Annotated in this window: 18 protein-coding genes; 11 read left to right on the forward strand and 7 right to left on the reverse strand. The window is 56.0% G+C overall.

What is annotated here, in order from left to right; translation table 11 throughout:
- The first annotated feature begins 123 nt into the window (after positions 1–123).
- The 10 genes from ACDI13_RS16400 (at position 124) to ACDI13_RS16445 (ending at position 9,953) form a co-directional block, all read left to right on the forward strand.
- Positions 124–819 (forward strand): 3-oxoacid CoA-transferase subunit A, encoded by a 696-nt coding sequence (locus ACDI13_RS16400; RefSeq protein ID WP_009454565.1) that lies wholly within the window; start codon positions 124–126, stop codon positions 817–819.
- Between the two features lie 26 nt (positions 820–845).
- Positions 846–1,514 (forward strand): 3-oxoacid CoA-transferase subunit B, encoded by a 669-nt coding sequence (locus ACDI13_RS16405; protein WP_316991156.1) that lies wholly within the window; start codon positions 846–848, stop codon positions 1,512–1,514.
- On the forward strand, positions 1,511–2,314 hold the full coding sequence (gene pcaD, locus ACDI13_RS16410; protein WP_316991155.1) for a 3-oxoadipate enol-lactonase: 804 nt from the start codon (positions 1,511–1,513) through the stop codon (positions 2,312–2,314). Before ACDI13_RS16405 ends, pcaD begins: the two co-directional genes overlap by 4 nt.
- Positions 2,315–2,347: 33 nt before the next feature.
- Positions 2,348–2,623, forward strand: coding sequence for a muconolactone Delta-isomerase (catC, locus tag ACDI13_RS16415; RefSeq protein ID WP_009454559.1), 276 nt, complete (start codon positions 2,348–2,350; stop codon positions 2,621–2,623).
- Positions 2,624–2,720: 97 nt separating this feature from the next.
- Complete coding sequence (locus tag ACDI13_RS16420; protein WP_316991154.1) at positions 2,721–3,884, forward strand: benzoate/H(+) symporter BenE family transporter; 1,164 nt, start codon at positions 2,721–2,723, stop codon at positions 3,882–3,884.
- 13 nt (positions 3,885–3,897) lie between these two features.
- On the forward strand, positions 3,898–5,160 hold the full coding sequence (locus ACDI13_RS16425) for a GTPase (RefSeq protein ID WP_316991153.1): 1,263 nt from the start codon (positions 3,898–3,900) through the stop codon (positions 5,158–5,160).
- Positions 5,160–6,701, forward strand: coding sequence for a GTPase (locus ACDI13_RS16430; RefSeq protein WP_316991152.1), 1,542 nt, complete (start codon positions 5,160–5,162; stop codon positions 6,699–6,701). Before ACDI13_RS16425 ends, ACDI13_RS16430 begins: the two co-directional genes overlap by 1 nt.
- A gap of 366 nt (positions 6,702–7,067) precedes the next feature.
- Positions 7,068–7,910, forward strand: a complete 843-nt coding sequence (locus ACDI13_RS16435; protein ID WP_316991159.1) for a ZIP family metal transporter — start codon at positions 7,068–7,070, stop codon at positions 7,908–7,910.
- 119 nt (positions 7,911–8,029) lie between these two features.
- Positions 8,030–8,644 (forward strand): ATP-binding cassette domain-containing protein, encoded by a 615-nt coding sequence (locus ACDI13_RS16440; protein WP_316991151.1) that lies wholly within the window; start codon positions 8,030–8,032, stop codon positions 8,642–8,644.
- Positions 8,645–8,843: 199 nt separating this feature from the next.
- Complete coding sequence (locus tag ACDI13_RS16445) at positions 8,844–9,953, forward strand: class II histone deacetylase (protein WP_316991150.1); 1,110 nt, start codon at positions 8,844–8,846, stop codon at positions 9,951–9,953.
- Positions 9,954–9,995: 42 nt separating this feature from the next.
- Here ACDI13_RS16445 and ACDI13_RS16450 read toward each other — a convergent pair whose 3' ends face one another.
- The 7 genes from ACDI13_RS16450 to ACDI13_RS16480 form a co-directional block, all read right to left on the reverse strand.
- Positions 9,996–10,931: a LuxR C-terminal-related transcriptional regulator gene (locus tag ACDI13_RS16450; RefSeq protein WP_316991149.1), complete on the reverse strand. Its 936-nt coding sequence runs from the start codon at positions 10,929–10,931 to the stop codon at positions 9,996–9,998.
- Positions 10,932–11,180: 249 nt separating this feature from the next.
- Positions 11,181–11,792: a superoxide dismutase gene (locus ACDI13_RS16455; RefSeq protein ID WP_316991148.1), complete on the reverse strand. Its 612-nt coding sequence runs from the start codon at positions 11,790–11,792 to the stop codon at positions 11,181–11,183.
- A gap of 54 nt (positions 11,793–11,846) precedes the next feature.
- Positions 11,847–12,326 carry a hypothetical protein gene (locus ACDI13_RS16460; RefSeq protein ID WP_316991147.1) on the reverse strand — a complete coding sequence of 160 codons (480 nt, stop codon included), beginning with the start codon at positions 12,324–12,326 and terminating at the stop codon, positions 11,847–11,849.
- A 302-nt stretch (positions 12,327–12,628) separates the two neighbouring features.
- Entirely contained in the window at positions 12,629–14,059 is a 1,431-nt protein-coding gene (locus tag ACDI13_RS16465; protein WP_316991146.1) for a hypothetical protein, read from the reverse strand.
- Positions 14,060–14,301: 242 nt separating this feature from the next.
- Positions 14,302–16,194: a PIG-L family deacetylase gene (locus tag ACDI13_RS16470; protein ID WP_372372523.1), complete on the reverse strand. Its 1,893-nt coding sequence runs from the start codon at positions 16,192–16,194 to the stop codon at positions 14,302–14,304.
- Between the two features lie 196 nt (positions 16,195–16,390).
- On the reverse strand, positions 16,391–17,554 hold the full coding sequence (locus ACDI13_RS16475; RefSeq protein ID WP_316991144.1) for an NnrS family protein: 1,164 nt from the start codon (positions 17,552–17,554) through the stop codon (positions 16,391–16,393).
- A gap of 79 nt (positions 17,555–17,633) precedes the next feature.
- Entirely contained in the window at positions 17,634–18,113 is a 480-nt protein-coding gene (locus ACDI13_RS16480; RefSeq protein ID WP_316991143.1) for a MarR family transcriptional regulator, read from the reverse strand.
- Positions 18,114–18,525: 412 nt separating this feature from the next.
- Between ACDI13_RS16480 and ACDI13_RS16485 the strand changes: the two genes are divergently transcribed.
- Entirely contained in the window at positions 18,526–19,665 is a 1,140-nt protein-coding gene (locus ACDI13_RS16485) for an FAD-dependent monooxygenase (RefSeq protein ID WP_009454531.1), read from the forward strand.
- The last annotated feature ends 36 nt before the right edge of the window (positions 19,666–19,701 follow it).

Here is a 19,701-nt window from a genome sequence, read left to right on the forward strand (position 1 = left end):
CTTGCTTCAGTCCAGCGTCTGTGTTTGCTTTGTCAAACCAGGCCCTGGGCTGACTTGTTTTTGCTGTGCCTGACGTAAGGGCTGAGCCCATCCGTAGCGTCAGTGCTTTATACGGAGAACGGAGTGATCGATAAACAGGTAAGCAGTGTTGCACAGGCTTTGCATGATGTGCAGGACGGCGCCACGATTCTGGTCGGTGGTTTTGGGACGGCTGGCATACCCACGGAGTTGATCGACGGTCTGATCGAGCAAGGCGCTCGCGACCTGACTATCGTCAACAACAACGCGGGTAATGGCGATGTGGGGCTGGCGGCTTTGCTGAAAACAGGCCGGGTACGCAAGATTATTTGCAGCTTCCCCCGTCAGGCTGATTCCTGGGTATTTGATGACTTGTATCGCAGCGGCAAGATCGAGCTGGAGTTGGTGCCGCAAGGCAATCTGGCCGAACGATTGCGCGCCGCCGGTGCGGGTATCGGTGGCTTTTTCTGCCCCACAGGCTATGGCACAGAACTGGCCAAGGGCAAGGAAACACGCTTGATCAATGGTCGCTGGCATGTCTATGAAGAGCCCATTCATGGCGATGTCGCCCTGATCAAGGCCGAGCGGGGGGACCGTTGGGGGAATTTGACCTACCGCATGGCGGCGCGCAACTTTGGTCCGGTCATGGCGACGGCGGCCCGCACCACCATTGCCAGTGTGTTTGAACTGGCGGAACTGGGTCAACTGGACCCTGAAACCATTGTGACGCCTGGCATTCATGTACGCCGCGTCGTGGTGGTGCCACGCAGTCGCACAGAAGCAGGTGGGTTCAAGGCATGAACGGACAGAGCATGAAGGGGGACAGCATGACGCTCAATTATCAGCGCCGCAGTAAAGATGAATTGGCGCAGCGCGTCGCCCAGGACATCCATGACGGCGCCTACGTAAATCTGGGTATTGGCATGCCAACCCTGGTGGCCAACCACTTGCCCGCTGGTGTGGAAGTGGTACTGCACAGCGAGAACGGTATCCTGGGCATGGGCCCGGCACCGGCCGCCGGGCAGGAAGATTATGACTTGATCAATGCGGGCAAACAGGCGGTGACGCTGCTGCCCGGTGGTGCGTTTTTCCATCATGCCGACAGCTTTGGCATGATGCGTGGCGGCCATCTGGATATCTGTGTGCTGGGCGCTTTTCAGGTCTCGGCAACCGGGGATCTGGCCAATTGGAGCACGGGCGAGCCCGGCGCGATTCCCGCCGTAGGCGGTGCCATGGATCTGGCCATTGGTGCCAAGCAAACCTGGGTCATGATGGATGTGCTGACCAAGCAAGGCGTCAGCAAACTGGTTGAACAATGCAGCTACCCCTTGACTGGCCTGGCTTGCGTCAAGCGTGTGTATACCGATTTGGCCACCTTGGCTTGCACACCAGACGGTTTGCAACTGATTGATCTGGTGCCCGGTTTGACCCATGAAGCACTGGAAGCAATGATTGGTTTGCCCATTGCAGCGGCCAAGCAGGGAGAGGGCCAATGACGGTCAGCCCCAGCGCCTTGAATACCGAACGGGGCATGTTCCGTGTCAGCGTGGAGGGTGATCCGCTGGCCCCGGCCCTGATTCTGAGCAACTCCCTGGGCACCACACAAGAGATGTGGGACCCGCAGGTGGCAGGTTTCGCGCAGTCCTACCGTCTGATTCGTTATGACACCCGTGGTCATGGCGGCAGTCCGGTCACGCCTGGCCCATACCACTTCAAGGATTTGGGGCGTGATGTGCTGGCGATTCTGGATGCGCTGGATATTGAATGCGCTGCGTTTTGTGGCCTGTCCATGGGTGGTCATACCGGCTTGTGGTTGGGGGTGAATGCCCCGGAGCGTTTGAATGCGCTGATCGTGTGCAATAGCGCGGCCAAGATTGGCACCGCCCAAGCCTGGCAGGAACGGGCCGACGCGTTGCGTCAAGGCGGTGCTGCTCAGATGCGTACCTTGGCGGACTCGGCGCCTTCGCGCTGGTTTGGTGAAGCCTTTATCCAGCAGTCGCCCGAACGGGTAAAGGCCATGCAGGACAGTCTGGCCAAGCTGGACCCACTGGGTTACGCCGCCTGCTGCGATGCTTTGGCCGAGTCGGATCTGCGTGATCAGATCAGCCGTATTGCGGCACCGACCCTGTTGGTCGCTGGCCAGTGGGACCCGGTTACGACCGTTGCCGATGCCCAGGCTATGCAAGCCAGTATTCCTGGCTCCAAAGTGGCGGTCGTGCCGGCCTCGCATCTGTCCAATCTGGAAGCGCCCGAAGCCTTCGAGCGCGCCGTACTGAATTTTCTAGCCCAGGCCTAAGTGCCCGAGCGTTTGTTTTTAGAAAGGAACACCATGCTTTATCTGGTTCACATGATTGTTGATATCCCTGACTCTTTGCCAGCCGAAGAGGCCGCCCGTATCAAGGCTGAAGAAAAAGCTTACTCGCAGGATCTGCAACGCTCGGGTAAGTGGCCGCATATTTGGCGCGTGGTGGGTCAGTACGCCAACTACAGCGTGTTCGATGTCGAGAGCAATGAAGAGCTGCACAACTTGCTCAGCGCCTTGCCTTTGTTCCCTTACATGCAGATTTCCGTGACTCCCTTGGCGACACACCCTTCGGCTATTTAAGTTAGGCAGTAGTAAAAAACTCAGGCTGTGATCCCAGCGCAGTCTGAGCACCGAGTAAAGTTGAGAATTCAAACAACAAGACTGGGGAGACAAAACGATGGGATTGAAAAGTGGATCGGCGTCGGTCTGGGTAGCCGGATTTTTGTCGGTGTTGATTGCCTATGCCGGGCCGTTGCTGATCTTTATTCAGGCTGCACAAGTAGGCCGAATTGCTGATGCGGAGCTGATCTCCTGGATCTGGGCGATTTCCATAGGCGCGGGTTTGAGCGGTTTGCTCCTGAGTGCGTATTTGAAGCTGCCCATCATTACAGCCTGGTCCGCGCCAGGTACAGCCTTGCTGCTGACCTTGTTTCCAGGCATCACCATGCCTGAAGTGGTGGGCGCGTATCTGAGCGCCGCCTTGATTATCGTCGTCATTGGTCTGACAGGCGGTTTTGAAAAGATTCTTTCCTTCATCCCCAAAGGCATTGCCGGGGGCATGATGGCCGGTATTTTGCTCCAGTTCGGCATGGCGGCGTTCAAGTCCAGCAGCGACATGCCAGCCATCGTGCTGGTGATGTTGGCGGTGTACTTGCTGGGTAAGCGTTTCTTGCCGCGTTACGCGATTGTGCTGGTGGCCTTGTCCGGATTTGTGATGGCCATGGCCAGCGGGCAAGTGCATCTGGAAGCGTTCAAGCTGGAGCTGGCCCGTCCGGTGTGGGTCAGTCCGGAATTCAATATCACTACTTTATTGAGCCTGACCTTGCCCTTGGTGCTGGTCAGTTTGACGGGGCAGTATCTGCCCGGCATGGCGGTCTTGCAGTTGGCGGGTTATCCCACGCCATCGCGTCCCGTGCTGGCAGGCACTGGTTTGGCCTCGATGTTGGTGGCCTGTTTTGGGGGCATCACCATTGTGCTGTCGTCTATTACCGCTGCCTTGTGTACAGGCAAGGATGCTCATCCTGATCCGGACAAGCGTTATGTGGCCGGTATGGCCAATGGCGTGTTTTATCTTTTGGGCGGCACTTTTGCCGGCTCGATTGTGTATATGTTTACGGCTTTGCCCGCCTCCTTGATTGCGGCCCTGGCGGGTCTGGCCTTGATAGGGGCCATTGTGGCCAATGTACGGATCATGGTCAGCGAAAGCGGCTATATCGAGCCGTCTGTCATCACATTTTTAACCACCGCATCCGGTATGAGCCTGTTTGGACTGGGCGCCGCATTTTGGGGCGTGGTGTTTGGCTTGGTGGCGTATCGCTTGCTTGGGTCCGGACATCAGTAAAAAAGGAAGAGACATGAATCAGTTGGCACTATCCCTTGATCACGTATTGGAGTCTGTGTTGGTCGTGTTGCCACAGCGCCGCTGGGATCTGGATCGTTTGCGCGTTCTCTTGCAGTTGAGCGTGCCGCCAACGGTGACCGTAGTCGGTAAATACAATCACGGTAAAAGTCGGCTGCTTAATGAATTGATGGGCAGTGATGTTTTCAATGTGGCTGACCGCCGTGAAACCGTCGCGCTGGCCGAGCACGTGCATGAAGGCGTGCGTTGGCTGGATGCGCCGGGTCTGTATGCAGACGTGGCCTTGCAGGATGATGCCCTGGCACGTGAAGCCATGGGCCTTCAGGCGGATATTCGCCTGTTTGTTCACGCAGCTAAAGAAGGTGAGCTGGACGCCTTGGAAAGCAATTTGCTGCAAGAGCTGGCTGCGGATTATCAGCGTTCGCAGCGTCAGAATCTGATGGTCATCAGCCAGATTGACCAGTTGGTTGATGACGAGCAGCAAGAGAAAGTGCTGGGCGCGATTCAGCAGCAGTGTGCCGGGGTGACGTTGCATCCGGTGTCCAGCACCCGCTATCGCCAGGGTCGTGAAGGTGGCAAGCAGCGCATGCTGGAGAAAAGCGGAATCCCGGCTTTGCAGGCTTCTTTGGAAGCCGCCTTGAAGCGTGTGCCGCAAGCCCGCGAGTTCGAGCGTGAAGCCTTGCTGACTGAACTGACGCAGGAACTGAATGCCTTGCAGCAAACGCAAGCGCAAAGCCTGCACAGCCTGCAGCAGACGCAACAGCAGCAGCATAGTGATTTTGTTGATGGTCTGCGCAAGATTCTGGAAGGCATCGCAAAGGATCTGGAGCCGGTGGTCAATGCCCCCGGTGTGGATCATTCTCTGGTGCCGGATACCTTCGAGTTTGGCTTCAAGATGACGGCAGGCAAGCAAGAGCGTGCCCGTTTGCAGATTGCCTATTCGCGTGCGTGCATTGCGATCAATGGTCACCTGGTGGAATACGGTGCCGTAGGCTTGCCAGCGGCGCAACGTACCTCGGTGCGCAGTATGGATACCGTCATGATTGCGGTGATGGGTGTATCGGTGAAGTACCGTGCCGATCTGCGCCGCATCTTCTGCGAGCAGTCCGGGCGCGACAAGCTGATTCAGGACTTCACCCATTATTTTGAGGTTTCGGATGGCCGCGTGGCTTTGGAAAAGCAGATCGAGGCGACTGAAAATCAGCTTGAGCAAACGCGTCAGGCGTTGGACGGTCTATCCTCATTGGAGCATGCCTAATGTCGGTGGAAAGCACGTTTATCAAGGCGGTTGCGCAGCTCAATCCTGCCAGTCAGGATAGGCAGCCCGCTATTGCCAAGATGGAGCAGTGGCTGGCGGATTTAGGCCAGACGACCGTGGCGCAAGCCTTGTCCTGCACGGCTTTGGCCGAGCAGGGGGCGTTGGCGCACAGTACTCGACAACTGAATCAGCAGTTGCAGGAGCAAAAAGAGGCCTGGGCGGACTCCTGGTCTGCATTGGCACCGGCGCAGGAGTTGGCGGATCGTTTCCGTGATCGCATCATGTTGCTGGTGTTCGGCTCCTTTAATGCCGGTAAAAGCTCCTTGTGTAATTTCCTGGCGGACCGTTTTCGTCGCCAGGGTCATAGCGTGGATTTCTTCCGTCTTGCCGATGGGCAGATGCAGCCCATGCCTGAAGGCTTTCAGGAAGGGGCAACAGAAACTACGGTTGCCTTGCAAGGGGTGTGTCTGGGCGAGAAGCTGGTGTTGCTGGATACTCCCGGTTTGCACTCGGCCAATGCGCATAATGCCGCTTTGACGCAGCAGTTTCTGGAAAGCACGGATGCGCTCTTGTGGCTGAGCAGCTCCAGCGCACCGGGCCAAGTACAGGAGCTGGGTGACTTGTTGGTGGAATTGCGTCGCAACAAGCCTTTGCTGCCGGTGATTACCCGTAGCGATTGCATCGAGGAAGATGAGATCGACGATGAGATCGTCAAAGTGCTTTGCAACAAGACAGCGGATAACCGCCAACTGCAAGAAGAGGATGTGATGACACGGGCAGCGCAGGCCCTGAATCATTGGGGCCTGAGCCGTGATTTGCTCAAACCGGCCTTGTCGCTGTCCGTGCATATGGCTCGCAGTCGGCAGGACGAAGAGCAGGGTTTGGAACAGGCGGGGTTCGAGCGTTTGTATCTGGCGGTGCAGAACCTGCTAAAGCCTGCCTTGGCGTACAAGCAGCGCAAACCTGCCGAGCTGAAATTGCACCATATTGAAGAGGCAATCCTCAGTCCCTTGATGCAAACGCTGGAGCAGGCTGCTACCCAATTGCGTCAGCGTATCGAAGAACAAACAGTAGTCTTGCAAGGTGCCGTACAGGCTCTGACCGAAGGCACCTGGCGGCGTGTCGTGCCCCAATTGCCCGAGGTGCTGGAAAAGCATGCCGGTAAGCAAGATGTGGCTGCTGTGCGTACTGAACTTGGCCGGAATATAGGCAAGACGTTTGCAGAGCTAAGCCAGACCGTTCTGGCTAATTTTCAACTGACCCAGCCGGATTTGCCGACACTGAGTCTGCCTGCCCATATTGGCTATGACGTGTTCCAGGAGCAGGGGGAAGGGCAAGCGCCGTTGATCGACTACAACCGCCTGTACATGAGCTTGAATGATACGGTGATGAATAGTGCCCAGGAACTAGCGGAACAGGTGGTCGAGCAGGCTGAACAAAGCCTGGAACAGCTCCAGCAAGAGCTGATTCAATTGGAAAATGCTGTGGCTGAACAGGCCAAGGCTTTGGAAGCGATCAAGCATCAATTGCATACTGCTTGAAGGAGTATTTATTCGGTTTGGCATTGCCATGCAAAGCGCAGAAAACTGGCTGAATGGCGGTCAAGCCCCACGCTGATTTCATGGATTGTGGCTTATTTGTTGAAATGCTAATGAGAATTGTTAGCATTTCAAAATTTGTATTTTAAATCGAAGATGAAGTCGCTATGATGGTTTGTATAGCATCCAAGCCTTAGCCAAGAGCCGTTTTACGGCTCTTGGTGTCTGTACTAGGCAAACCTGGATTGCGTAATTTTCTGGGGGCGCATGGCGATGAAACCGAAAACAAGCCACTACTTTTTACCCAATAAGGGAACCTCGCCTAATTGGCGCCAACACCTGCGCCTGTGGGTTGGACTGATCATCTCCATGGGGGGCGTCTGGGCGCTCTGTCATCAGTTCTGGCTGTACGCACAAGATCATCCGGCGGTCTTGCAGGCCCTGGTGGGCGGCTCCATCGCGGCACTGGCCACGGCACTGGGCACCGTGCCTGTCATGTTTTCTCAAACCATGTCGCAGCGTACGCAAGATACGCTGTATGGCTTTGGGGCAGGGGTGATGCTGGCCGCTTGTGCCTTCTCGCTGGTTTTGCCAGGTCTGGAAGCGGCAGAAAAGCAGCAGGTGTTTGGTGGTGGTGCCTGGGCTGCGGGTTTAGCAGTGGGCTTTTCCATCTTGTTGGGGGCCGCAGCCTTGATGCTGCTCGATCGCATCCTGCCGCACGAGCATTTCATTAAAGGGCGTGAGGGGCCGGGTAATGCCTCGTCGACCAAGCTGCGCCGTACCTGGCTGTTTGTGATCGCGATTATGCTGCATAACTTTCCGGAAGGGTTGGCCATTGGCGTGGGCTATGTGGGCAATGAAGGGGTGCGCGCCAATGCGCTGGCCACGGGTATTGCCATTCAGGACGTGCCGGAAGGTTTGGTGGTGGCGTTGGCTTTGCTGGCTGCCGGTTACAGCCGTGCTTTCTCGGTCGTTTTGGGCATGGCCAGTGGCTTGGTCGAGCCGGTCGGAGCGGTGCTGGGCGCAGTGGCCGTCAGCAGCTCGCTGGTGCTTTTGCCTTTTGGCCTGGGTTTTGCAGCGGGTGCCATGTTGTTTGTGATCAGCCACGAGATCATTCCCGAATCGCACCGGCAAGGACATGAAACCTTTGCGACGGGTGGCTTGATGATCGGTTTTGTCTTGATGATGCTGCTGGATACGGCATTGGGATAAGCAAGGCCATAAAGACCTATACTAAGGCCCTGTTCGGGTTAGCTCCCGTACTTGTTTTTGTCCCGCCTGTCAGTGCATCTTGTGTCTGTTCGGGCGCTTCTTTGGCAGTGATTTCCAGCATGCTACGCATAGACAATCTCAGTAAAAACTATGGCGACTACCCTGTTTTCAAGGGGCTGACTCATACCTTTCAGCCTGGCTGCGCGGCGCTCTGTGAAGAAGACAGCACCGGCAAATCCACTTTGCTGAATATCATTGCAGGCTTGCTCGAACCGGATGCAGGGGAAGTGTGGATAGACGGGCATTCGTTGATGAAAGCTCCCCGACAAGCCCGCTCCCGTATGGCGTATGTACCTGATAATTGCATGCTGTTTCCGTCCCAGACGGGCCGTGAGCTGCTAGAGCAAATCGCTGCAGAAAAGAATACCCGCGTGGATGGTAATGCGCTGGATTTCGCCTCCCGATTAGGCTTGGAGCCACATTTGGACAAGCGTTTTGAGCAAATGTCGACGGGCACGCGTCGCAAGGTGTTTCTGACGGCGGCGGCTTTGGGTGACCCGGCTGTGATTATTGCCGATGGCCCCAGCAACGGCCTGGACACGCAGGCTCGTGCCGCTTTGGCGGAGCAGTTCGAGATCTGGTCGCAAGACCGTGTTGTGCTGTTCGCCAGTTACGATGCCGAGTTGCTTGAAGCTTGCGGAGCAGAAGTAATCAATGTTGCCGAGTTGATTTAGGCCTTGGGCGTGTCCGCCATCGACAAGTAAATCAGCCTGAAGAAAGAGGCAGAGAACGCTTTGGAGAACAAGCGTCCTCTGCCTCTTTTGTCGTGAGTGCGTCCTGATCAGTCCATAAATTCGGCAATCCTACGGATTCTTTCAGTCGTTCAGATCCCTACTATGGTTCTGCCAGACAAACCAAAAGAAAGGAGACGACATGGCAACAGGATATATTTGGAACACACTTTACGGCTGGGTCGATACGGGGACAGGCAGTCTTGCTTCGGCCAATCTGGGCGCCCGCTTACAGCCGATCAGCCACCACTTGGCTCACCCCGATACCAAGCGCCGCTTTCACGAGCTGGTTTGCGCCTCCGGGCAAATTGATCATCTGACCAGCATCCAGGCCAAGCCTGCGCGCGACAAGGATATTTTGCGTGTGCATACGGCAGAGCATCTGGAAAACATGAAGCGCGTCAGTGCCTTGCCAACCGGCGGCGACACGGGCGACGGCATTACCACCATGGGTAATGGCGGCCTTGAAATTGCCATGCTTTCTGCCGGTGGTGCCATTGAGATGGTCAAGAAAGTGGTTAGCCGTGAAGTCAGCAATGGCTACGCACTGGTGAATCCACCCGGCCACCATGCGCCCCGTGCTGGTGCGATGGGTTTTTGCATTTTCAATAACACCTCAGTAGCGGCGGCGTATGCCCGCGAAGAGCTAGGTTTGGATCGTGTCGCGATTCTGGATTGGGATGTACACCACGGCAACGGAACTCAGGACATTTGGTGGAATGATCCATCGGTGCTGACCATTTCTCTGCACCAGCATCTGTGCTTCCCGGCCAATAGCGGTTTCACGACTGAGCGTGGCGAGGGCGAAGGCCTGGGCTACAACCTGAACGTCCCACTGCCTCCTGGCGGTGGGAATGCCGCCTACCTCTATGCCATGGAAAAAGTGGTGCTGCCCGCGCTGCACGCCTATAAACCGCAGTTGATTATCGTGGGCTCGGGCTTTGATGCCAGCATGATGGACCCACTGGCGCGCATGATGGTGACAGCGTCCGGCTTCCGTCAGATGGCGCGTCAAATCATCGACTGCGCCGAGGAAGTTTGCGAAGGCCGTATTGCCTTTGTGCAGGAAGGGGGTTATAGCCCGCATTACTTGCCATTCTGCGGTCAGGCCGTGATTGAAGAGCTGACTGGCGTACGCACGTTGGCTGATCCTTACGCGGAATTCCTGGGTGGAATGGGCGGCGATACGCTGCTGGACGCAGAACGTGCTTGCGTGGACGAAGCTGCAACCCTGTTGAGCGGCCTGCGTTGACGGCTGATGTGTCAGTTTTGAGCGTTGTTCCGGACCTTGCCCTTAGTGGTACAGTCCGGGCACCGCCGCCAGGATCGCGCCATGCGCATCCGGCACATACCAATGATTCAAAGCCGCTTTAACAGCGGCTTCTGTCCGTCTGGTAAGGCCGAGCTTGCGCAGCAAGGACGTGACATGCGAATGTACGGTGCGTTCGCTTAAAAACAGGCAGCTTGCAATTTCCCGGTCGGTATAGCCCGTCACCAGCCAGCCCAGCACCTGCATTTCCTTGGCACTGAGCGCGGCGGGCAAGGGGGCGGGCACCAGTCGCACCAGAACATCGCCCTTGGGAAAACGTTGCGCCTGTAGTCGATAGCTGTGTTTGCCTTCCAGCCAGAACGCCTGCAAAGTTGATGTTTCCTGGCCCATGAAGGACAAGGCCTTAGCCAGGGCCGGGCTGAATTGGGATGCATCGGAGAGCATGTCTTCACGCATGATCAGGCCACCTGCCTGTGGCACCAAATGCAAGACGATACCGTTTTGCGAGACCATGTTCTGCATGGCCTCTTCCAGCAAGATTTTTGCGCCCAGCGCCAGCGTGCGGACGTGGCGATTGAAGCAGCCTGCCTGTTGGGAAGAGAAGTGAATCATCCCCAGATACGAATCCCCGCGCTGCAGTTCTACCGTCATCCCATCCTGAAACCCGCCACGCAGCAGAGCATCGGTATAGATGGCGGTGCTGCGAAAAGGAGGATCCATGGTGTCCGAACATTCGGAAATGGAGGGGGGGAGTAAGTCGTGAGGAGAGGCTTGCGCCGTAAAACCTGGTGCGTAGATTTGCGGAAAACCCGTTCCCAAGGCAGAGGCGCAGTTCAGGTTATAGCCTTCACAATGCAATTCCAGATGGGTACGGCTTTGCGGTGTACAACCCAAAAGCTGCACCGCATCGAAGTGAAACAGGGAACGCAAGGATTGAATACGATCGCAGAGACTCAACATGGCGGGACCTGAGGACGAGTGTGGTAAGGGCGCTAACAATCAACATAGCGTTTGGTGATGGAGAGCGCAATTGGGCCAAACCCAGGCGTGGATGCGGGACGGTGTATGGATGTGCTCCCAAAGTAAAAACCCTCCGAACGTGGAGGGTTGCTTGGGAAGGGCGACAGGCCAAAGCGTCTGACGCCACCTATCTCCGAGTAGGGTGATAGGGTTAAGGCAGCTTGTCAAACAACATGCTGTAAAACTGCCTTATTTAACGGCTTCCAGATATCGTCTCAGCACTTCGGGCCAATTGATTACATTGAAGAAAGCCGCAATGTATTCAGGTCGACGGTTCTGATACTTCAGGTAGTAGGCATGCTCCCACACGTCCAGGCCCAGAATGGGTGTGTTGCCGTGCATCAGTGGGCTGTCCTGATTGCCGGTGCTCTCTACCACCAGCTTCTTTTCTGGCGTCACACTCAGCCAGGCCCAGCCACTGCCAAAGCGTGAAATCGCCGCTTTGGTAAAGGCGTCCTTGAATTTCTCGAAGCCGCCCAGATCCCGGTCTATGGCATGGGCCAGATCCTTGGGCACGCTGGTATCGGCATCGGGCGTCATGACGGTCCAGAACAAGCTATGGTTGGCATGACCGCCGCCATTGTTGCGCACCACATTGCGCACGGACTCGGGCAGTTTGTCCAGCCCGGTAACCAGCTCATCAATAGGCGGACTGGGCAAGTTGGCCGCTTCCAGTGCCGCATTCAGATTGTTGATATAGGTCTGATGATGTTTGCTGTAGTGGATCTCCATAGTCTGGGTGTCGATATGAGGTTCCAGAGCATGGTAGGCATAAGGCAGGGCAGGTAAGGTGTAAGACAACACGCACTCCTCGATAAACCCCAGGCTGGTTGCGCCTGGGGGACAGAATGAAACTTAATGAGAAAAAGAGCGTTCCTGCGGGCTGACTGCCCCTAAGAACAGGGCAGAGCAGGTAGGGACATGATGGGGATAGCGGCGTGCATAGCGCGCCAGCTCGACATAGGTGCGTCGGCTATGTTGCCAGGCGGCCATACGCCAATCATCGGCCAGGTGCGTGTTGGCTGCCGCGCAGCACAAGGTTTCATGTGCGGTACACAGGTGCAGGCCCTGCTCGTCGCTTTGCCCCAATTGTTCGCAGGCATCGGCCAGATTCAAATGGGCAATGACCCAGGCGGCAATGGTGGCGTCGGCCCCTTCACAAGAGCCAAACAGCAGCGGTTTTACATACGCGCGCGCCTGTTGGTAGTGCGCGATGGCATCGGTGTAATTGTGGGATTGAAAGGCCTGGTTTCCCTGTGTGATCAAACTGCGCCAGGAGGCCAGTTCGTCGCGTTGGGTGAGAGCGTGTTGGGGCTGTTGGGCGAGTGTCTGCATGCATTGCTCCTGATAAAAGGTAGCGCATCAATAATGAATTTAATGATAATGATTTGCATTTATATTATCAAGAAAATCGAAAAAGCAAATCGTAAGCAGATCAAACGCCAGCCGGAAAGAGGCAGGAAAAGGCCTTTGAAACCAGTAGTGATGCGGCTTTGCAGGCTTGGTAGACGTACTTAGGTGTATACCCTGTAGCGTCAATATGCTTGTTTCAGATCAAACCCAAGTTGGCTGCATAGAAGAAAAAAGGCTGAAAGCCCGGGAGCTTTCAGCCTGGATATTCGCTTGTCGGAATCGTCTTAACGACGTTTTACCGACAACTCATAGTCCATATCCTGCTCGTAGCTGCCCAAGGACATGGCTTTGATTTCATACTCGCCGGCTTCCAGTTGGACTTCCAGGCGTGCGTTCATGTCGCCGCCGCTATCATCGTCTTCGGCAACAGTTTGACCGTCTTTACGCAGCACCAGGTAGGTGTCGAAGATAGGCGAGGTCATGTCAATGACGTAGCTGCCAGGCTGACGTACGGTCAACTGGTAGCTGTCGCTGGTGATGCCTTGCAGCATCAGAGCCTGGCGAGGCTCACCCACACGGATGGTACCGCCGCCGGCATTGGCAGGGACTTCATCTGCCGAGGCGGACAGGGCAAATAAACCGGCTTGATTAGAGCCAGAGATCTTCACCTGGTGTTCTCCTGCCGCCAGTACGCCACGGACGCGTTGCTGGCCGGCTTCATCCCCGTATTGGTTGGCACTGGTGGAATCCACTTCCATGGTGGCCTGGAAGCCTTGGGCGTCCATTCGCACTGTGACCAGCTTGGGCTCGGGCAAGGTGAAGCTGTAGGTTTGGGTCTCACCGGTAAACAAACCGCTTTTGCCTTCGCCGTCCAGCACCAGCGTATCGCCATTTTTCAGATCGACTTCACCTGTCATGTCCTCCGGCTTGATCTGCAGCGAGAAGCCACCCTGGAAGTTTTGTGAACCCATGGCCGAGCTGGTCTGCACAATGTATTCACCGGCTTTCAGGTAAACCTGTAGGCGTGCATCGGTGCCACCACCGTTGTCATCGTCCGAAGCCAGTTCCATGCCGCGACGATCCATCAATGTCAGATAGGCGTCCAGGCTGTTTTGCTCAGCCTTCATGGCCAAGCTGTACAAGCCGTCCTTGTCAATATTCAAGCGGTAGCGTTTTTGGCCACCCAAGGCCCAGTCATGAATGGTCTGATCGGGGGTCAAGGGCTCGCCTGTGTAGGCTTTCAGGGTGTTGACAGCGACCTGGAACGGGCCAAAGGAGCTGGTATTGAAACCGCTGACAACCACTTGGTAGGTGTCGTTGAAATCCGCCTTGAAGCCCAGTGTGGTGGCTTGATCCTTGGTTTCGCTCTCTGGGCAATCCTCACAACGCTGGGTGCGTGTTACCAGCTCGCCGTTGCGCAGCACGGTGATTTGAGGGCGCAAGGGGCCGGTGACGCTGATCTTGATAAGTTGACCGGCTTCGGCTTTTACATCAAACAGGCTGCTGCGCACGCCATCGCTCAGATTCAAAAAGCTTTTGCTGGTTAGTTCGCCAGAGACGGATTGGCCTAATACCAGGGGTTGGGCAGCACCGAGGGTGCTGGGGGCGCTGACTGGGCCGCTTGCCGGCACAGGTACGTTTTTGGCGTAATAAATAGCGCCACCGGCGCCGATGGCCACGCCCAACAGGGCGGCAAGTAAGGTAGTTGGCTTCATGATCTCTGAAGGGTAGCTAAAAGTAAGGCGCCGATAAGCCGGCGACTGTCAGCGAGCGATTGTACTGGAGCTGAGAGAGTCAGCACATACTATTGAAACAAGATGCAACACCCAAGGCCCGGTTTCCGAATTTGCTCCTGGGGTATGGATCAATCACTGGATTCGCTTGTTGGTTCGGCTTCGTCCCGGGGAGCTGGGCTGTGTTCATGAACTTTGTTACATTTTTGGAGTTTGATTCAACCTTACGGTTGTACATACGGGTGGGCGATAAAGACGGGAGCCTCGCTAAAGGACCGTCCCCCTTGCGGTGGTGGGGCTTGAGTCAGGGCGACTTGCACCCATTTGCCGTGACGGCGCTCCAGTAGTCGGTAGCGTTGCTCGGGACCGACTGGGCGACTGGCAAGGAACAAGGTGCCGTTCAGTCTGTACAGCGTTGGTTGAGAGGCAGACTGCGTGTCCACTTCCAGTTCCTGTCCCTGATCAAGCAGCACAATGGCGCCGCCAGAGCTCTTCTGAACCGCCACAACGACGCGGTCTTTTTCATCCAGGCTAAGCGCAGGCGCCCCTACATAGCGCAAGCCCAGGTTGTTGGGGCCTGCCCAGCCTTGCTTGCTGTCTTGTGCCAGGCGCTGCAACTGCTGGCTTTGGCGGTCGCGCATGTACAGTTCAATATGCCCTTGGGCATTCAGGATAGACGCCAGTCCACCACTAATGGGAGGAACGGGAACCGGTTGCCAGGCCTGCCAAGTCAAGTCGCTTTGCTGATAAGCCTGGAAGAGCTGGCCCTGCAGAGTGCTGGCAAATATATGGAGGCGTCCCTGCTTATCCAGGTTCAGAGTGGCGGGGTAGGTGGCCTCTGCCAATACTGGCAGTGCTTGCCAGGTACTCCAGCGGTAGTCAGGCGGGCGGGCGGCGCTCCAATAAAAGCGGCCATCGGTTCCCATGGCCACAGCCTGACTGTCACGGCGGCTGACCACGGGCGTGTGCAATATACGGGGGCCGGGTATGCTCTGCCAGGCCAGCCAGTCATCTCCATCGGGGGAGCGGCTGAACCAGACTTGTCCGGTGGCATCACGGGCAAACAGGCCGGGGCTTCCATCTGTGTATTGAAAGGCGCTCAAGATATCGGCGGTGCGTCCGCCCAAGCTCATCCAGCGTTGCTCTTGCACATCCCATTGATTGATGGCGTCGTTCTGTTCGCCCGATGCGAAAAAGCTGAGCCTGCCTTCGCTGTCACTCAAGAGGCTGGCGGGGTAGTCCGCGCGGCTGGTGTAGTAACTGCGCTGTACCCATGCAGCGGCGGGGCCAGCGGGTTCCTGACACACGGCGGGGCCTTTGCACGCATGTTGATCGTGCCAGGCGTAGCGCCGGAAAATCTCGGTTTTAGTGTGAATTTCATCCAAGGTTAGATTACGGGCCTGTTCTTGAATGGGGTAGTCCACATAGCCAATTTGCGCGTAATTGCCGGGGGCAGCCAGCATGGCCTCCCGAACCAGACGGGCGCTGGCGATATGGTCCGGATGTCCGTGTCCGGTACAGCGCCAGCACAGTTGGGTGTAAGGCACGGGATTGGTGTCATCCAGATAGCGAATGCTGGTAGGCCGATACAGCCGTATCAAAGCGACCAGTGTTTGAACCAGTTGCTCGCGGCTCAGTGTTTGTTGCGGGCTATCCAGTGTTTGGACTGTTTGGCCTGGGACTGATTCTGCGCGACTTAACGGAGTCAGGCTTCCCCAGCCTGGGCCCAGCCAAGGGTCTTGCAGGCGCAAATGGCTCAGTTGAATGCCCGGTCTGGCTTGCAGGCTGAATTGTGTGATCGACGCACTGCCGATCATGACGCGAGTTTGCTGCCATTCATTGACCAGCCCAGCCATATAGGCATAGGCGGCACGTACTCCTTGTTCGCGGCTGTACATATATTCCAGTCCGCCTTTGCGTTCGCTGGCAGTCAGATACAGAACCTGCATGCAGGCACCGGCCTGGATAGAGTGGGACAGGTCTGGGTTCATGAACAGCAGGTCGTCGTCCATATGGCCAACGACAACCAGATCACGGCTGCCATGACAGGCATCAGTGGCCTGGGCAGAAAACGGCAGGAGCAAAGCACTCAGCCCGCCAAGCAGAATGCGTTTCAAGAAGAGGCCAGCCAGATAGGCAAGAGACATGGGAATGAGTGCGCGGCATGAACAAGGATCAGAACGATCCGTCCCGCGTTGCTTGCAGAGGGGGCAAGCAACGTGCCTGCTTAGTATAAGCAGGCACTGTCTGGTAGCAAATAAAGATAAATGGCGCCGGTGGCTTGGCTTTTAAAGTGTGGCGCCGATGCTGCGGTCAGTTCAGCCGGGGACGAATCAACATGGGAGCAAACTGATGCAGGTAATTGAGCATGGCCAGAATCCAGCACAGGCCAGAGACATGCAGCAAAGGCAGGCTCCAACTGCTGGGGATCAGGGCCAGCAAGCGCAAGACACAGGCGGCAATCAGGAAACCGTAGCTCAGCACGACTTTGGGTGTGGCCCGTAAGGGGCGACCCAAATGACCCAGAGCGGTACGGGTCAGCATACCGATAATCATGACACTAAAACCTGCTAAACCCACAATATGCACCGGCCAGGCAGCGCGTAGAATCCAGCCTGCTTCATAGGCGGCAGCACTGAGCAAGCCGATAGCCAGACCGGCATAGCCCAGATACAGAATCCACAGCAGGGGCGTGTTGCGGCTAGCCCAGGGTTTCCAGCGCACCCACTGAAAGCAGGCAATCAAGCCCAAGGCAGCCAGAACCATTGCCAAAGCCCAGCGCCAGGGGCTAAGTGCCAAGGCAATGGCGATGGCGCTCAAGCCCATTTGCCAATGACCGCTACGCGTTTGAGCAGGCAAGCTCAAGCCCGGCAAGGCGCGCATGGCAAAGAAGGGGATGATGCGGCGAGCAATCAGCAAAGTGATCAAACCCATGGTCCAGAAGCCGCTGTAGAAGTAGGGCATGGGATCTTGCCCTTGCAACAGGCTGTACATGAACAGGGCATGGCTCAGGCCCAAGGCCAGCATGGCCAGGGGGATGCCGTAATTGCGCTTGTTGCGCGCGATTAGAATAACGCGGGCCAGTTCAGCAGCGGCAACCGCAAAGAACAAGGCATCCAGCAGCAAGGCGGCGATCAAGCCGTTGGGGAACAGCAGGCTGAAACGCGCCAGAATCCAGATTAAACACAAAGCCCCCAACGAGGAGCCACGCAAGGTGGCTTGCCCCGTCCAGGTCGCGCTGGCCGTTAGTAAAAACCCCACGGCAATGGTGCCGATAAAGGCCCAGAGCATTTCATGAGCATGCCAGTACAGGGAGGGGATGGCTGCATTGGCCAGCCAGCCGGGCGCATAGAGCCAGAGTGCAATGCTGGCCGCACCCCAAAGCGTGGCTAAAAGATAGAGGGGTCGAAACCCCAGTTCCAGGAATGCGCGCCATTCTGGGCGGGTAGAGACGGGGGAGGCAGTGAAAGGAGTCATGGCAGATCAGTTAAAAGATGTATTTTAAATATATCTTAAAGGCCGAATAAAACATAGCCTCTTCAAGCGATGTTTGGCCTTATTCCTTGTCGCTCATATCCAGGGTGCTGTCTATCATTTTGCGCAGCAGATACACGATGGCCACGCGTTCTGCGGGGTTCAGATTGCCCATGGTCAGTTCGCTGATGGTATGGGCCCGCGGGATGACACGATCGAGCAGGTCCAGCCCTTCCTGGGTCAGCTCCACAATGACCTTGCGTCTGTCGTCCTTGTCCGGTGCCAGTTCAATCAGGTTGCGTGATTTCAGACGCTGAATAATGCCCCGTATGGTGGCCTGGTCGACTGCCGTGGCTTCGACCAGCTCGGTTTGCGAGCTGGGTCCATGGTCGCGCAGAGCGCAGAGCGTCACGAACTGAATCGCAGTTAGCTGAGTGTCGCCTACGTAATGCTGAAAGATGGCCGTGTGCCGTTGACCTGCCTTGCGCAGCAGGTGGCCGATTTGTTCGGTGACATCGTAGGACAAGGTTTGAGGCTCAGGAACGGGGGAGGTAGGCTGCATAGTCTTTCTGTCTTGTTGTGGAATGGGCAGGCCAGTTGCGTAACAACTGGGCAAGTATACCTGTCCAGGGGCCTGTTCACGCCTGATCCAGATCAGTTCTTTCGGATTTAAAGTATCTGCAATTTCAGAGTGCACACCGCAATAAATGAGTCTACACACTGTTAAATCTTAAAATTAAATAAATTTGATGTCTGGATGTTCAAGGCTTGGTTTTGTTTTGATTTTTTCTTTTAACTTATTGATATTTATAATTTAAAACCTAGTTAAAAGCTGGTTTTTTAGTCATTTAAAATAGCTTCAGGTAGGTATAAACCCTAGCTCAATCACCTGTTTTCATGCTTAAACTTAGTGTGTACACTACTAAAAACATGTGGTGAGCACTTTTGATGAGTGCCGTGATTTGGAGCTAATGATGGAAAAAACAGTCAAGATTGCGATTGTAGGGGCCGGTCTTGGCGGAGCCGCTGCGGCGACTCTGTTGCAGCAAGCTGGCTTTGAGGTAGAAGTATTTGAACAGGCGCCAGAATTCTCGCGTTTGGGTGCCGGTATCCACGTGGGTCCCAACGTGATGAAGATTTTCCGCCGCATGGGTCTGGAGAAGGCGTTGGATGACATGGGGTCGCATCCCGATTTCTGGTTTAGTCGCGATGGCGAAACGGGCGATTACTTGTCCCGTATCCCTCTGGGTGAGTTTGCCAAGAAAGAATACGGTGCTTCGTACATCACGGTGCACCGTGGTGATATGCACGCCTTACAAATCGATAGCATCAAGCCAGGCACCGTGCACTTTGGCAAGCGTTTGCAAAATCTGGTGGACCGTGGCGATGATGTCTTGCTGGAATTTGCCGACGGCACCAGCGTGACGGCTGATATTGTGATTGGTGCCGATGGCATCCACTCCAAGATCCGTGAAACCCTGCTGGGTGTAGAAGACCCAATTTACAGTGGCTGGGTGGCGCACCGTGCCCTGATTCGTGGTGAAAACCTGGCCCGTTTTGCGGACGAATTTGAAGACTGTGTGAAATGGTGGACAGACGACCGCCACATGATGGTTTACTACACTACCGGCAAGCGTGATGAGTACTACTTTGTGACTGGCGTGCCACATCCTGCCTGGGATTTCCAGGGTGCGTACGTCGATAGCTCGCAAGAAGAGATGCTGGCCGCATTTGAAGGCTATCATTCCACGGTTCAGAATCTGATCAAATCGACGGAAAGCATTACCAAGTGGCCATTGCGCAACCGCAATCCGCTGCCTTTGTGGAGCCGTGGTCGGCTGGTTATGTTGGGCGATGCATGTCACCCCATGAAGCCACATATGGCTCAAGGTGCTTGCATGGCGATTGAAGATGCCGCCATGTTGACTCGCTGCCTGCAAGAGACCGGCCTGTCGGATTTCCGCACGGCCTTTGATCTGTACGAGCTCAACCGCAAAGAGCGCGCGACTCGTGTTCAGTCCGTGTCCAACGCCAATACGTTCTTGCGCACGCAAGAAGATCCGGCTTGGGTTTACGGCTACGACCTGTATGGCCAGGACCTGAAGTCCAGCTAAGCCGTGCGCTGCGCTGATTCTGGGAGCGATCTGGGC

The sequence above is a fragment of the Alcaligenes faecalis genome (assembly GCF_041521385.1).
Lineage (GTDB): Bacteria > Pseudomonadota > Gammaproteobacteria > Burkholderiales > Burkholderiaceae_B > Alcaligenes > Alcaligenes faecalis_E.

Coding starts and splice junctions, on each gene's coding strand:
- ACDI13_RS16485 (WP_009454531.1), top strand. CDS start 18,526: ATGGAAAAAACAGTCAAGATTGCGATTGTAGGGGCCGGTCTTGGCGGA.
- pcaD (WP_316991155.1), top strand. CDS start 1,511: ATGACGGTCAGCCCCAGCGCCTTGAATACCGAACGGGGCATGTTCCGT.
- ACDI13_RS16465 (WP_316991146.1), bottom strand. CDS start 14,059: ATGAAGCCAACTACCTTACTTGCCGCCCTGTTGGGCGTGGCCATCGGC.
- ACDI13_RS16440 (WP_316991151.1), top strand. CDS start 8,030: ATGCTACGCATAGACAATCTCAGTAAAAACTATGGCGACTACCCTGTT.
- ACDI13_RS16435 (WP_316991159.1), top strand. CDS start 7,068: ATGGGGGGCGTCTGGGCGCTCTGTCATCAGTTCTGGCTGTACGCACAA.
- ACDI13_RS16430 (WP_316991152.1), top strand. CDS start 5,160: ATGTCGGTGGAAAGCACGTTTATCAAGGCGGTTGCGCAGCTCAATCCT.
- ACDI13_RS16480 (WP_316991143.1), bottom strand. CDS start 18,113: ATGCAGCCTACCTCCCCCGTTCCTGAGCCTCAAACCTTGTCCTACGAT.
- ACDI13_RS16460 (WP_316991147.1), bottom strand. CDS start 12,326: ATGCAGACACTCGCCCAACAGCCCCAACACGCTCTCACCCAACGCGAC.
- ACDI13_RS16425 (WP_316991153.1), top strand. CDS start 3,898: ATGAATCAGTTGGCACTATCCCTTGATCACGTATTGGAGTCTGTGTTG.
- ACDI13_RS16445 (WP_316991150.1), top strand. CDS start 8,844: ATGGCAACAGGATATATTTGGAACACACTTTACGGCTGGGTCGATACG.
- ACDI13_RS16475 (WP_316991144.1), bottom strand. CDS start 17,554: ATGACTCCTTTCACTGCCTCCCCCGTCTCTACCCGCCCAGAATGGCGC.
- ACDI13_RS16450 (WP_316991149.1), bottom strand. CDS start 10,931: ATGTTGAGTCTCTGCGATCGTATTCAATCCTTGCGTTCCCTGTTTCAC.
- ACDI13_RS16420 (WP_316991154.1), top strand. CDS start 2,721: ATGGGATTGAAAAGTGGATCGGCGTCGGTCTGGGTAGCCGGATTTTTG.
- catC (WP_009454559.1), top strand. CDS start 2,348: ATGCTTTATCTGGTTCACATGATTGTTGATATCCCTGACTCTTTGCCA.
- ACDI13_RS16405 (WP_316991156.1), top strand. CDS start 846: ATGACGCTCAATTATCAGCGCCGCAGTAAAGATGAATTGGCGCAGCGC.